At 56.4% G+C, this 14,334-nt stretch carries 9 protein-coding genes; 6 read left to right on the top strand and 3 right to left on the bottom strand.

What is annotated here, in order from left to right; all coding sequences use genetic code 11:
* Positions 1-175 precede the first annotated feature (175 nt).
* The gene (gene lon, locus AC01ZF_RS05725; RefSeq protein ID WP_428132715.1) at positions 176-2,611 is read left to right on the top strand and encodes an endopeptidase La; all 2,436 of its coding nucleotides are present in this window, start codon (positions 176-178) and stop codon (positions 2,609-2,611) included.
* A gap of 161 nt (positions 2,612-2,772) precedes the next feature.
* On the opposite strand, the gene AC01ZF_RS05720 is transcribed toward lon, so the two are convergent.
* Entirely contained in the window at positions 2,773-5,292 is a 2,520-nt protein-coding gene (locus AC01ZF_RS05720; protein WP_428113417.1) for a YbcC family protein, read from the bottom strand.
* 105 nt (positions 5,293-5,397) lie between these two features.
* Positions 5,398-6,972, bottom strand: a complete 1,575-nt coding sequence (locus AC01ZF_RS05715; RefSeq protein ID WP_424677146.1) for a proton-conducting transporter transmembrane domain-containing protein — start codon at positions 6,970-6,972, stop codon at positions 5,398-5,400.
* A gap of 191 nt (positions 6,973-7,163) precedes the next feature.
* On the opposite strand from AC01ZF_RS05715, the gene AC01ZF_RS05710 reads away from it, so the two are divergent.
* The 3 genes from AC01ZF_RS05710 to AC01ZF_RS05700 all read left to right on the top strand — a co-directional run bounded on the left by AC01ZF_RS05710 (position 7,164) and on the right by AC01ZF_RS05700 (position 9,394).
* Positions 7,164-8,045: a LysR family transcriptional regulator gene (locus AC01ZF_RS05710; RefSeq protein ID WP_424677145.1), complete on the top strand. Its 882-nt coding sequence runs from the start codon at positions 7,164-7,166 to the stop codon at positions 8,043-8,045.
* A gap of 129 nt (positions 8,046-8,174) precedes the next feature.
* Positions 8,175-8,507 carry a DMT family transporter gene (locus AC01ZF_RS05705; RefSeq protein ID WP_424677150.1) on the top strand — a complete coding sequence of 111 codons (333 nt, stop codon included), beginning with the start codon at positions 8,175-8,177 and terminating at the stop codon, positions 8,505-8,507.
* A gap of 77 nt (positions 8,508-8,584) precedes the next feature.
* On the top strand, positions 8,585-9,394 hold the full coding sequence (locus tag AC01ZF_RS05700; RefSeq protein ID WP_428113423.1) for an FkbM family methyltransferase: 810 nt from the start codon (positions 8,585-8,587) through the stop codon (positions 9,392-9,394).
* 8 nt (positions 9,395-9,402) lie between these two features.
* On the opposite strand, the gene AC01ZF_RS05695 is transcribed toward AC01ZF_RS05700, so the two are convergent.
* Positions 9,403-10,230, bottom strand: coding sequence for an alpha/beta fold hydrolase (locus tag AC01ZF_RS05695; RefSeq protein ID WP_424677143.1), 828 nt, complete (start codon positions 10,228-10,230; stop codon positions 9,403-9,405).
* A 159-nt stretch (positions 10,231-10,389) separates the two neighbouring features.
* Here AC01ZF_RS05695 and AC01ZF_RS05690 point away from each other — a divergent pair, with 159 nt between their 5' ends.
* Both AC01ZF_RS05690 and AC01ZF_RS05685 read left to right on the top strand, forming a co-directional pair.
* Positions 10,390-13,188: a helicase gene (locus AC01ZF_RS05690; RefSeq protein ID WP_476575196.1), complete on the top strand. Its 2,799-nt coding sequence runs from the start codon at positions 10,390-10,392 to the stop codon at positions 13,186-13,188.
* Positions 13,189-13,192: 4 nt separating this feature from the next.
* Complete coding sequence (locus AC01ZF_RS05685; protein ID WP_424677141.1) at positions 13,193-14,188, top strand: AfsR/SARP family transcriptional regulator; 996 nt, start codon at positions 13,193-13,195, stop codon at positions 14,186-14,188.
* Positions 14,189-14,334: the final 146 nt, after the last annotated feature.

Raw genomic sequence — 14,334 nt, 5'->3', positions numbered from 1 at the left:
AAAACACTCTGCGCTCTCTGCGTCCTCTGCGCCTTTGCGTTACCAATCTCTGCGCCTCTACTGTTAGAGTTTCACTAGAACTTGACCGCTGCCATTGACACGCTTTCGCGCGCGTTTCACAATACACATAGTGCGGAAGGATATTCCCTTCTGCTTTCGATGATGGAGATGTGCTATGAGCGAGGCAACGTTGCATGAACCAGAACAAACGACACCTGAGACTCTGCCGCTGATTCCACTGGAAGGAGCAGTGGTCTTCCCGCATACTGTGGTGAGTTTGACGCTCGACGATCTCGGTGTGGCAGCCGCCGAGGCCGCGGTGCGCGAAGGGCGTTATGTGTTGCTGGCGGCCCGCCGCCCCGACCCGCCGGCTGAGGCGCCGATTGTCGAGCAGTTTTTCCGGGTAGGCGTGGTAGCACGTATCGAGCAACTTGGTACGCTTCCCAACGGTTCGACCGGCGTGGTTGTGCGTGGGTTGGTGCGGGCCGAACTGGGGGAAGCGACACAGACTTCGCCTTTTCTACGTTTTACCTTTACGCGCCGGCCTGATGTGTTTGAACGAACTCCTGAACTCGAACAATTGATGGTAGAAGCGCACGCTGCCATCGATGCGGTGCTCGAACTGCGGCCCGGTGTGACCCAAGAGATTCGCAATTTTGTGCGCTCTATCGATGATCCCGGTCATCTGGCCGATAATACCGGCTATTCGCCCGATTACACCTTTGCCGAACGGCAAGACCTGCTCGAAACGTTTGATGTTGTCGAACGGCTGCGTAAGGTGCGCGATTTTTACCGCAGGCAGTTTGCGTTGCTCGAGGTGCAAGCACGCCTCCGCCAAGAAGTGCAAGAGAGCGCTGCGAAACAGCAGCGTGAATTTTATCTGCGTCAGCAGTTGAAAGCGATTCAAAAAGAGCTGGGTGAAGATAGTAGTGAAGCTGCTGAGCTTGATGACTTACGCCAGAAGCTGGCTGCCGCCAACCTACCCGATGTGGCCCGTAAAGAGGCTGACCGCGAGTTGAACCGATTGGCTCGCATTAATGCAAGCTCGCCGGAATATCAGATGGTACGTACCTATCTAGAGTGGTTGGCCGAACTGCCGTGGAATAAGTATACCGGCCAGCCGATTGATATTGCGTATGCGCGGCAGGTGTTGGACGAAGACCACCACGGCTTGCAGAAGGTCAAAGAGCGGATCCTTGAATATTTGGCGGTCAAGCAGCGGCGTGCGATGTTGGGTGAAGAGAATCTGCGGGCTAATCGCGAGCCGATTCTCGCGTTTGTGGGGCCACCTGGTGTCGGTAAGACGAGCCTCGGTCAGAGTATTGCCCGTGCCTTGGGGCGAAGCTTTGTCCGCATGAGCTTGGGTGGAGTTCGCGATGAGGCCGAATTGCGCGGCTTTCGCCGCACGTATATTGGTTCGCAGCCGGGGCGGATTATTCAAGAGCTGCGTCGCGCCGGTACGGCCGATCCGGTGATCTTGCTCGATGAGATCGATAAGCTCGGCATCGATTACCGTGGCGATCCGGCAGCCGCGCTGCTCGAAGTACTTGACCCAGAACAGAACCATACCTTTACCGATCACTATCTCAATCTGCCCTTCGATCTCTCACGGGTGCTGTTCCTCGCCACGGCGAACACGTGGGATACGGTGCCACCGGCATTGCGCGATCGGATGGAGGTGATCGAACTCTCCGGTTATATCGAGGACGAGAAGGTACAAATTGCCCTGAGCCATCTGGTGCCGCGTCAGTTACGCGCCAATGGCTTGCGTCCTGATGAGGCAATGGTAACCGAAGAGGCATTGCGCTGCATTATCAACGAATATACGCGCGAAGCCGGTGTGCGTAACCTCGAACGTTCAATAGGTGCGGTGTTGCGTAAGGTGGCCCGTCGCCTTAGTGAGGGCGAGATTTACCCAGCCAGTCTGCCGTTTGTGGTCGATGCCGCCTTTGTCCGCACTGCCTTGGGGCGCCCGCGCTTCACCAACGAGACCCGCGAACGGATCGATCAACCCGGTGTCGCGATTGGGTTGGTCTGGACGCCCGTCGGCGGTGATATTATCTTTGTTGAGGCGAGTGCAGTCGAAGGAAAGAAGGAGTTGATCATCACCGGCCAGCTCGGCGATGTGATGCGCGAAAGCGCCGAAGCCGCGCTGACGTATGTTCGTTCGCGCGCCCGCTCGCTCGGCATCGAACCGGATTTCTTCGAGACCCACGCCATCCACATTCACGTGCCGGCGGGCGCAGTACCGAAAGATGGCCCCTCGGCCGGTATTACGATGGCAACCGCATTGGCTTCAGCAGCAACCGGTCGCCTCGTGCGTGATGATCTGGCAATGACCGGTGAAATCTCGTTGCGCGGACGAGTGTTACCGATCGGTGGTATTAAAGAGAAGGCGCTTGGTGCGCATCGAGCCGGTATTCGCACGATCATTTTACCAAAGCGCAATATGCACGATCTCGATGATCTGCCACTGAAGGTGAGCGCCGAGATGACATTTATTCCGGTTGAGACTCTCGACGAGGTGTTGAATATTGCGTTGTTGCCGCCGAGTGAAAACGCGCCGGTCATTACGATGCCACCCCGTACCGACGAGGTGCCGGTATCGTGATGTGGTCGGGGCAATTTCCTCCGGCGCCTGCATTGAGGTGCCGGTATCGTGATGTGGTCGGGGCAATTTTCTCCGGCGCCTGCATTGAGGCGCCGGGATCGTGATGTGGTCGGGGCGCAGGAACGTGCGCCCTGACCGTAGCCCTAAAATGGCATCCGTGGCTATACGCACGTTTCCCACCGTAACCCACCGGCATACCGGTGAGTAATCTTACCGTTTTCACCGATTGCGAATAGGTAGAGCCAATCGTTGTCAAGCAGTTGTTGCACCTGTTCGTGCTTGGTGATAATAGCAGTCATTGCCTCAATCGGTGCTTCGATGAGAACGTGCAGACGGATCGGTTCATGCACGTACCGCTTACCGTCATGGACCGACTGCCAGGGTAGCCCAACCCGCAAATCGCCACCGTTGCCTTCCAGAACGCCAAGCGTCCCGACCACGTTGTGTAGCGTCTTGTTGCCACTACCAAAAACCCGATTATCCACCGTTGAGCCGAAGTATTGCAGGTTGATCCAGCTCGCCACAATCATCGGCGCGGTCATGATCAGCTCCAGTACGCTGAAGTCGCCGTCTTGCCGCCAGTCATAATTGTGCAGGAAAGCGCGCCCGTCGAGCGAGATGCCGGCGGTGCGCTCACGGGGTGCAGCAATAAAAGCGGCACACCCGGCCAGCCCCCACTCTGGCCGTACTTGCGACCAGTCTGTGCTACGCCGACGCACCGCCCGGTCAATGTCGGTGTTGCGGTCGACGTTGAGTAGGGCTGCCCGCTCGGCCCGCGCCAACCGTCCGGCAGCGGCCAGATCACGTTCCAACTGCTGGAGATCATCGGCATGGCTGGCCGGAATATCACCCTTGTCAAAGATGGTCACATCATCGGTCGTCGTGTCATGGAGACCGGCCACGAACACCGTGTCGGAGGGAATAACGATCCCGTGCTCGCACAGACCGGCCCGCACCGCCGGATCGTTGAGTATCTGCACGGCGACCCGCACGTTTGCCTCGCCGGTGTGCCCACCACACGCGCCACAGTCGAGACCGGTCGCGTGTGGATTATTGACAGTAGTCGAGCCGTGACCGGCCAGTAGTACGATCCGGGCAAAGTTGTCGGTCAGTGACATCGCCTTGAGCGCACCAGCTGCGGCAGCGATCCGCTGTGCGAGCGGCATACCGATCAGTCGTCCGTTGAACGAGCGCGGTTCGAGGCTCGGCTTAACTCGTGCGCGCGTTTGTCCATCGAGACCGAAGGTTGCCGGATGCGGCACCGGGCGGGTTATGCCCAGCGTGTCGAGCAGCAATTTGCGCACATAGGCCAAACCAACCGGCCCGACGAAACCAAAGCACGAGACCGGAGCAAATTTAAACATACGCCACGCCTTTGCCACGCGCTGACGCATCGCTCGCTTGGTGATGGCCGCTTCCACTTCCGATGGCGTAGCACCGTCAACCGATTCGGCAATCACGAATTGTGGTGTCAGTAAGACCGGACACTGGGCGCCACCTTCCGCCTCGGCCAATGGAATGTACTCGATTGGAAAACCGAAAAATCCGGCGAAACCAATCGTCTCGATCTCGCCAGACACTGTTTCCAGCGCGCGGCGGAAGATCTCAGAACGCACATCAATACAGAAAGCAGCTTGCACGCGCTTGCGGGTTCCGGTCGTGACCGGTGCTGTCACACCGAGTTGCGCAAACAATTTGCGCCGGTAAGCGTGCTCAAATGCTCGTTGCAGCAACAGATCACCACCTAGCACACGCTTAAACTCATCGTCGTCTTGCCCATTGCACATCTCACCGATCGACTGCTCCCACGCAGCGGCCACCCCATCGCCGGCAAAACTCTGCCACAATCCCACTTCCCACACCAGTCGAATAGCCAGTAGATCGGTGAGCGTCTCATCCTGACCACCGTACAATTCTGCTTCCCAACGGAGGTAGCGAGCATAGCTGGCCCAACCGTGGATTGACAGCAACAACCGATGAAGATACGCCTCCAAACCGGTCGCTGGAACCTGCAACTGCTTGAGCGCAACAACGATTGTCTCTGTTGCAGTACTGGGCATATCGCGTAACACACGTTGGAACGCACGTGCACCACGTACCTGAGGTGTGCGATCGAACGCCGCTTCAGCCCGCCACGCCGCGTATGCCGGCAGCTTAGCCCATGGTGAGCGCCAGTACGATTGACCGAGATCGAAGTACGCACCGGCCCAGTTTGAGATGGAATCGGTCACGATAGCAGACCAATTGCTGCCAGTTATCTTTGCCGCCAGATCGGCAACCGTCGGCAGGACATTACCTACCGGCTCTGGTGAATTGTCGCGAGCAAACGCCTTTAAAGCGGCAACTGTCTCCGGCGCACCGCGGAAGGGAATGCCCTCCGCCAAAGCGGCAGCGAGATCATCATCGGTAATCCGACCACATTCGATTGCTTGGGCATAAAACGAGCGCGGCAACGTCATCCGGGCGCCAGCCCGACAAGCCAACACATGCGCGGCTTGCTCAAATGAGTAATCGATCAAACCAAGATAAGGGTTTACCGCGACAAAATTGCGTAACGGCCAGAGAGGTGCAATCCGTTGCTCGGCACGCCGCACTGCGTCAGCAATATCTTCGCGTGATAGCGTCGGAGAGGGAATAGCGAATACCGACATCGTTTTGATATTAGTCTTAACCATCGTCATCGTGACGTTCTCCTGTTGTTGTATCGTTATCGGCACACAGCAACCACTAAGGCGCAATAGGTAGCGCCACGTCGTCGGACATTCGGCGTCTTGGCCTACAGCAGATTAACGAGCGAGACGGAACGTATCGAGCAAACGGTCGAAGACCGCGTTGGCGTAAAAGCCGTGCTTGAGATGGACATAGAACGCGCGCCACGCCGGTCGATTGGTGAGCGCAGGCAAGTAGGAACTCAGAGCCATCACGATAACGAACGCGCCGACAGCCATCACAACTGCCACCCACGTGATCGGATCGAGTGGCGGGTAGACGGCGACCGCACTACTCAGTAGGAACTCGGCTATCACCTCGAGCGCAAAAAACGCCAGTGTGACGAGAGCGGCCATACCTACCGTGCGACTAATTACAAACAACGGAGCTTTGCCGGTCGTGCCTTTTATCAACAGATAAGCCACGGCAGTCATAAAGATCGTGACCATTGCCGTCTCAGCCGGGCGCTTGGTGATATCGATCCCGATGGCAGTTGCCACAGCCAAAAACATCAGCACTGCCACCGCCATATTCGCCAGCAAAGCAAACGGATGCGGCACCTGATTAAGCTTTTGGGCACCGGTATTACGCACGTACTCGATTACACTACCCGACGAAAGGAAGGCATGGGCCTTGTAACACGAGTGGGCAATGAGATGCATAATCGCCACCGTATGCGCACCAAAACCGCATAGCATCAGCATAAAACCCATGTGCGCTGCACTCGAATAGGCCAGCGACACCTTCACGCTACTCTGGGTGATCATCGCAGAGGAAGCAATAATCGAAGTCAAACCGCCCACTACAATCAAGCAGACCAACGCCGCCGGATTCAAAAAGACCAGCTCACCAAACCGCACTACCAAAAAAGTACCGGCATTCAGCAAACCGGCGTGTAGCAACGCCGACACCGGCGTCGGCGTCTCCATCACCTCAAGCAACCAGCCGTGGAACGGGAACATCGCCGACTTCAGCGCTGCAGTAACCACGATCAACAGCGCCCCGATGACCGCCCCGGTCGGTGCAATACCGGCAGCCAGCGCGCTCGCTGCGGCCTCACGCAACATCCCAAGATCGGTTGTACCGAAGGTCTGCGCCAGCAACACGGCGGCGATGATCAGACAGGCATCACCGATCCGCGCTACGATAAATTTCTTCCGTGCTGCCCGAATTGCTTGAGGCCGATCTGGGTAGAAGACCAACAGCTCATGCAAGGTCAAACTGGTCATAACCCACGCCACGACCAACTGCCACAAATTGCCGGACAGCACCATCAATAAGACTGCGCCAATGGTCAAGTACAAACGGATAAAAAAGAGCTGCTGACGCGGATCACCATCGAGATAGTTCCGACTAAACTGGATCAGTACCGACCCGAGGAATGTCACCAGCAACGACATTACGACGCTGAGCGCATCGAGACGTAGTGATAGCCCCACCGCACCAATGCCGATCAACGGACTCACTAATGGGCCATGAAGAGCAACGACCACTCCCAAGATCACCATCAAGCCAAACGAAGCGATGCTGATGGCTCGCCCAAGCTGAAAGGTCAATTCAACCGATGGCAAAAGCCTCAACATCCCCAACACCCCTACCATCATCAGCGAGAACGGCACGAGATACGTGAGCAGTGCCAGCACACCATCCATACAACCGAACCTCCTCGATTTCAATAGTCGACAGTTGGATAGTAGCATGGAGTTTTCAATCAGTAAAATATATGTATCTTCTCAATTTGTTCGTTTTAACAGAACAATCACACGAGCAGTCATTGCGGAAGCATCAATCATCTGGCATACTGAGGGGAGATAACCTGTACGATCCGTGACCGGAACAGTGTATGTTAAATTATCATCACCTTCGTTACTTCTGGATTGTGGCACACGAAGGTAACCTCACCCGTGCCGCCAAGAAACACAATATCGCTCAATCGGCGCTCTCAATGCAGATCAGCGCGCTCGAAGACTATCTGGGACAACCGCTGTTCGAGCGAGTAGGCCGGCGGCTCGTCTTGACTGAAGCAGGACACATTGCGCTGAACTTTGCCGACGAGATTTTTGCCAAAGGCGATGAACTCCTCGGCACGTTCGGTCGCTTGAATGAAACCCAGCAGCAGGTATTGCGTGTCGGTGCCCTAGCAACCCTCTCGCGCAACTTTCAGGTGCACTTTTTGCGTCCATTGCTACTCGATGTCGGTAGTAAAGTGATCATCCGCTCAGGCACCCTCGATGAATTACTCAACAGTCTCAGGTTGTACGATCTCGATGTGGTGCTATCGGATGTGGTGCCACCCCGCGATCATGCCTCACCCTGGATTGTGTATGTCATCGATACCCAGTCGGTCGGTTTGATCGGTTATCCGCGGCCAGATCGTTATCACACTCCACTAGAGGTTTTGTTGCAGACTGAGCCGTTGGTTGTTCCAACCCTGGAATCGACGATCCGTGCCGGGTTCGACGCCCTGATGCAACAATGGAACATCAGACCACATATTGTGGCCGAAGTTGACGACATGGCCATGATGCGTCTTGTGGCCCGTGAGCATAGCGGGTTAACCGTTATACCGCCAATTGTGGTGAAAGATGAATTAGACAGTGGTAAGTTGGTCGAATATGCCGTGCTCCCCGGCCTCGTCGAGACGTTTTGTGCGATTACGATGACGCGCCGGTTTCCCAACCCTCTCTTGAAACTCGTCCTCCCCAACCCTGCCGCACCTGATTAATCGCGATTCGAACTGATACCGACCTCTGCCTCCTCATCTCTAAGGGGGCTTGAAGTGAATTTGCCCTCAGCGGGCTATTATTGGCCTTTTTTTTGGTATTTTTACCATTGACCCGGAAAGGAGACGATGATGAAGTACTGGATCTATCTTCTTATTGCCATCTTATTTGAGGTGATGGCAACATCGGCGCTGAAGGCCAGTGCCGGTTTCACTCGTTTATGGCCCTCGATTATTGTCATAGTAGGGTATGCTATTTCATTTTTTGCGATGTCGCTCGCCTTAGAAGCTATTCCGGTTGGTATCGCCTACGCGATCTGGTCGGGAATTGGGATTATCCTCATTACTGCCATTGCGTGGGTTCTCTACGGTCAACAACTCGATATATGGGCAATGGTAGGCATCGGGTTTATCATTATAGGTGTCATTATTCTAAATCTTTTGTCAAAAGTTGAAGTGCATTGATAACGATGTTGTAAATTGACGATATGATAGCCGCCTTGCTACAATAAAGCTATCACCGATTGTATGCAGATAGGGCAATGACGTTCAAACGTACTGTCTTACAGCAACTGATTCAGCTTTGCGCACCGTTTCGCATGTTTCCAACCAACCTCACTCCACCTGAACGGGTGCAAGCGCTGATCAAACAACTTCATCCATTAGCCCCACCAACCCCTTTTATCCGGTTGGGGCCACGCGGTGATGGTGGGTACGTCGTTCCCGATGACTTACATGGCATTCAGGCCTGTTTTTCGCCTGGTGTCGGGCACATCTCTGCGTTTGAGTTAGCCTGTGCTGAGCGTGGTATGCAAGTATATATGGCCGATGCGTCGGTGGAAGGACCGGCGACTCATCACCCGGCGTTTCATTTTCGCAAGGTGTTTATCGGTGCAATGAGCGATGGGCAGTATCTTACGCTGGCCGATTGGGTGACCCACGAATTGCCGGCGGATGCGACCGGTGATCTTCTGCTGCAAATGGATATTGAGGGGTTTGAGTACGAAGTGCTTTTAGCTACTGCACCGGACCTTCTTCAGCGGTTTCGGATTATGATTATCGAGTTTCATCATCTCGATCAGTTGTGGAATAAGTGGTTTTTTCACACTGCCAGCCGAGCCATTGTCAAACTTTTGCAAACCCACGCCTGTGTCCATATTCACCCAAACAACTGTTGTAACATCGTTCGAATCGGCAACATTGCTATTCCACCGACAATGGAGTTTACGTTTCTGCGTTGCGATCGCTTGCACGGTACAACGTTCCGCCGCGACTTTCCCCACCCGCTCGATAGTGATAATACCGAGAAGCAACGTATAACTTTACCCGTGTGTTGGTACGGCGGTGCGTAAATCCTACCTTAGAGTGAAGCTAAAAACCCACTGAGCACACCGCGAAACGGACGCACCGCCTCGATATGCGGAAAGTGACCGCAATGCGGTATCACCACCAGTTGCGAACACGGAAGTTCACGATGAGCAGTGGTCGCATATTGCAAGGAGAAGATACGATCGTGTGCCCCCCAAATCAGCAAGGTGGGAACCCGAATCTCGTGTAGGCGGGCGCGCAATCCAGTTAGACCAAGATCGGTCGCCGTATAACGTCGGCTAAGGGCCGTCAATGCCCGTCGATTAGCCACCCCACTAATCGCTGCCCGCCCACGTTCAATCAACTCTGTCGTCACGTATGACTCAGGGTTGTGAAACGCAGCGGCTAAAAAGGCACGGACCACCGCCGGATGCGCTGAAAGCCAGAGGATCGTCTCGCCAAGCACCGGCCAACCACCGATGATCGTCAATGGCGATGGGTTGACAAAGCCATCGGTGGCGACTAACACCAAACGCGCTACCCGTGCTGGATGACGGATCACAGTTGCCAATGCGTATTTTCCCCCCATAGAGTGGGCAACAAAAGCAGCGCGCTCAATACCGAGTGCTGCCAACCACGCTGCATAGAGATCGCTCTGCAATGCCAAACCATACGGCGCGTGAACCGGTTTTTCGGAATGCCCAAAGCCCAGTGCATCTACGGCCAATGCACGATAGCCTTGTTCTGCCAACCACAGCACGGTCGGTTCCCAATCGGCACACGAACCGGCAAACCCGTGCAACAATACGACTGCCGGTCCGCGGCCCGCTTCGATCCAATGGAGTTGATAGCCGTTGACTCGCAACCATCGTGAACGCATAGAATATCCCTCATCAGGCAGAACCGACAGGAGTATACCACGCTGCTGATGGATGTTCGACAGGCATGCTACAATCACACTATTGACAGGTTGACGGAAGGTGATCACGCTTCGGTCAATCGTTGGCAAGCCATTGGAGCGCAGACATAGTTGGTAACGATGAGCGACTTCATCGAAATCTTGCAGATGCTGGCCGAACGATCTGGACGAAAACCATCGCCCCTGATCGCGCTACACCACGTGCCTGGCCGGGCCGGTGTGCGGATTAGCCATCTCACGATCGCCCCGGCGCTGAAAGATGCATGGTTAGATGTAGTCGGCTTACCGTTCTTTCAAGCCCAATCCACTGCGCTCGCCGCCCTCCGCCGCGGAACCGCTTTCGCGATCACCGGCACCGGCATGCTTAGTCGCGCGAGTCTGCACCTGCTGGTACTTGACTTACTCCATCACGAACCATCGGCGACAGCGCTGCTCATTGCCGCCGATCCCGATCAAGCACTCCTCCACGAGCGCGAAGCTACGGTACTAGCCCACTCTCTTCGTCCGCCCATCGCCATCACGGCTACCAATGGCTCCAACCGCCGGACAGCGCCGACTTCCCGCCTCGTCATCACTACGCTACCAGAACTACACAGCTCGCTCCTCCGCTTTCACGACCGCGCCTGGCGTTATTTTTGGTCACGCCTTCGGATGATCGCCATTCCCGATCTCCACACGTACCATGGCGTAGCTGCCGGCCACCTCAGTATGGCATTGTTGCGCGCGACACGGCTGGCCCCACACCCCCCTTTGCTGGGTGGCTCGGTGGCGCCGGTGAGTGGTGTCGAAATTGCCTTGCAACTGCTCAGCGGTCAAGAATGGCGGATCACCCCAGTCACCGATTTGCCCCATCCGGCAACGACGCTCGCGCTCTGGCAGAGCGATGGCGACCGTCAACACGAGATAATGCAGTTAGCCAACGCTTTCGTCACTGCCGGTGCAACCGTTCGTCTGGTTGCGAACCGGTTTGAGATCGGTACGCTGCGCGCATTCACCGGCGATGCACTAAGTGTTGGTTCCACCCCGCTACCGGCCCACGTTCAGATAATCACCGGTGCTGACAACAGCGCCGTACAGCTTTCTGCTGCTTTGAGCAGTGGAGCAATGCTGGTGATCCTGCTCCTTGGGCGTGGAATCAGCGAGCTAGCCCTGCAACGACTCGCGGTGACCGATCTGGCAACATGGCCTTTGCTCCAGCCTCCTGTCTGGCCACCGGCACCGATCAACTCATTCGTGGCTGCATTACATCTGGTCTGCGCCGCCAACGAACAACCATTACGCCAGCAAGAAATACAGCAATGGCAGCTTACCCCGACGGTCGAACGACTGGAAGCACACCGCCATCTCCACCGCCTCCCTCATCAGCCACCACTCTGGCTACCGGGCACACAGAGTGACCCCTACATCCCGCTCGATCTGCACGCTGCCGGTACCGATCCACTCTTTCTCCTTGATGAGCAAGGACAACCGATCGGTACTGCCGATCCTTCAATCACGGGGCGCTGGGCGTTTGTCGGGGCTGCACTCCCGCCACTACGCGGCGGTCAGCGAGTGATTGCTCAGGACGAAGAGCAAGCTACCGTACAGCTTGTTGCTGACAGTGGTCGGCGCACCATCCCCCTCCGTCGCTGTCGCGTACACATCCATAATGAGTGGGGTCAGCGTGAACTTCGACGTAAACAGGGACGTAAACAGGGTGGTCATGGACCACGGCTTGCTTGGGGCCGTGTGATGATCGAAGAGACGACCTACGCTTACCGCGAGCACAATAGTCGCAATGTCGTGCAAGAACGGACTTTACCGGCACCTTTCACATCCCAATGGCATAGTCCGGCGATTTGGATTCAGCTCAATCGTCCTCTAAATGTGACCGGTCAGTTAGCCGGTTGGTCATGCGCAGCAGCGATTGCAGTGCAGACGTTAGCCCGTTTGGAAGATTGTGTTCCCGCTTACGATCCAGACAATAACTATCTTTACCTGATCGATGCCCAACCGAGTGGCAATGGTCTTGCGGCATGGCTCTACGAACACTTAGAGACGATATTGCCGCTCGCCTACGACATTGCTCTCGATCAACGGCTTGACCCGCTGTTCGAGCCGCTTGCCCGTGCCGATATGGATTGGTTGTTGGCCGTGTTGGGCGGCGAGGTCGATATGACCATTGCACTCCCACCACGGGCACAATCTTCCGCAACACGCATATCTAACCCGCCGACACGCGCGCCCGACCTACCGACACGCGCGCCCGACCCACCGACGCGCCCGTCCGACCCACCGACGCGCCCGTCCGACCCACCGACACGCGCGCCCGACCCGCCGACACGCGCGACCGACCCGCCGACACGCGCATCCGACCCACCGACGCGCCCGTCCGACCCACCGACGCGCCCGTCCGACCCGCCGACGCGCGCGCCCAACCCGTCGACACGCGCATCCGACCCACCGGTGCGTGCTGAACCACCGCGCCCAAATCGCGCTACCGGCCACACCCGCAACCGGTACAGCCGTCCACCTGACCGAGTACCACCACGCTCCAATGCTAACCGACCACAATCGATAACACCGGTTGAGCCGGAAACACCAGCCGCAGCAGCGCCAAGCGAAGAGCCAACTTTACCTGATGCCGAAGCCATCTTGGCCCGCCTGCGCCAACGGCGTTCGCGCATTGCAACGGAAACACCGCGCCGTAGCGAGTCGCCGGCTTCCGGTAATCCAACCTTTGAACCGCGCTTTCACCCTGGTGACCGCATCATCTGTATGCCATATGGTGCAGGCAAAGTCCGTCTTAGCCTGGTGAACGGCGACCGAGAAATCTTGATCGTCGACTTCGATGAACACGGCGAACTACGGATCGATCCGTCTGTCAGTGTTGTACGTCGCCTTCCTCCTGAAGAGCGTCATAATAGTGTAGAAGAGTAGCGGCATGTCGAATCCAGTCACGCTCTATCTGCCATTATTGACCCACGCCGACCCGCTGGTTCGTCGGCAAGCTACGACCATTCTCCTAACCCATTACGGCAACCGCGCCCTCACGTACTTACGTCGTCTGCTTGACGATCCTGAGCTTAGTGAACAAGCACAGATAGCGCTACGCCACATCAGCGAGATCAGTGGTCTGCGCATCGAACTACGCCCCTTCCGTGGTGTGTACGTTCACTGTCTCGGCGAGTTTCAAGTGTTCATCGATAGCCGGATGATCAAAGCGGAAGAATGGGGTCAGAGCGAAACTGGGCGTGCGGGTGGACGCAAAGTGCAAGGCATCTTCGCCTATCTCGTTCACTGTGGAGCAAGTGGCGCTCCCCGTCACGAAATTGCATCGGCAGTGTGGGATGGCGAAGCCAGCGCCAGCAGCTTTGCCCGTACCCTTACCGCATTACGCCAAGTACTCCAGCAGGTTGGCGGTGAAACTCTCACCAACCAACTCCTTATTACCGACCGGCAGCGCTGTGTACTCAACCCCGATCGTTACCAGAGCGATGCCGATCTGCTTGAACGCACTTTCGAGCTAGCGACACGAACCGTCACCGAACAAGGCCTGAGCGCTGCCGTTCCCTTTTTTCAATACGTACTCGACTTATACGATGGGCCGTATATGGAAGGGATTGCCGGTGCGCAACGGTGGGCTACCGAACGCGCAGCAAACCTCTTGAGTAAAACCGTCATCGCCGGCGAGCGATTAGCCGCAGATGCATTCGCCAACGGCAATGACCAACAGTGCATTCAATATTGTCAGCGTATTCTCGCCCTCGAGCCGCGCACCGCGGCAGTCGTAAGCTGGCTGTTGCGGGCAAACCATCGACTTGGCTTACCGATGGAGATGCAACGAGCGTATCAACGTTACCTCACCGCCACCGGGATCAACCCTCGCCGTAAACGCGACGATCCGGTGGTGCAACTCTATCACGAATTGATCCAATAACACAAACCCAGTAAAGCCGCACGGTAGTGCGGCTGCAACAACCGGCCGCAACCCGCGGACCACCTTTGCATAACACAAACCCAGTAAAGCCGCACGGTAGTGCGGCTGCAACAACCGGCCGCAACCCGCGGACCACCTTTGCATAA

This window comes from Chloroflexus sp., from assembly GCF_056331925.1.
The sequence above is the reverse complement of the archived record's forward strand: the minus strand, read 5'-3'. Positions and strand labels throughout refer to the sequence as shown.

Excerpts from the sequence above, each read along its gene's own strand:
- AC01ZF_RS05710 (WP_424677145.1), top strand. The coding sequence starts at position 7,164 with ATGTTAAATTATCATCACCTTCGTTACTTCTGGATTGTGGCACACGAA.
- AC01ZF_RS05705 (WP_424677150.1), top strand. The coding sequence starts at position 8,175 with ATGAAGTACTGGATCTATCTTCTTATTGCCATCTTATTTGAGGTGATG.
- lon (WP_428132715.1), top strand. The coding sequence starts at position 176 with ATGAGCGAGGCAACGTTGCATGAACCAGAACAAACGACACCTGAGACT.
- AC01ZF_RS05715 (WP_424677146.1), bottom strand. The coding sequence starts at position 6,972 with ATGGATGGTGTGCTGGCACTGCTCACGTATCTCGTGCCGTTCTCGCTG.
- AC01ZF_RS05685 (WP_424677141.1), top strand. The coding sequence starts at position 13,193 with ATGTCGAATCCAGTCACGCTCTATCTGCCATTATTGACCCACGCCGAC.
- AC01ZF_RS05690 (WP_476575196.1), top strand. The coding sequence starts at position 10,390 with ATGAGCGACTTCATCGAAATCTTGCAGATGCTGGCCGAACGATCTGGA.
- AC01ZF_RS05720 (WP_428113417.1), bottom strand. The coding sequence starts at position 5,292 with ATGACGATGGTTAAGACTAATATCAAAACGATGTCGGTATTCGCTATT.
- AC01ZF_RS05695 (WP_424677143.1), bottom strand. The coding sequence starts at position 10,230 with ATGCGTTCACGATGGTTGCGAGTCAACGGCTATCAACTCCATTGGATC.
- AC01ZF_RS05700 (WP_428113423.1), top strand. The coding sequence starts at position 8,585 with ATGACGTTCAAACGTACTGTCTTACAGCAACTGATTCAGCTTTGCGCA.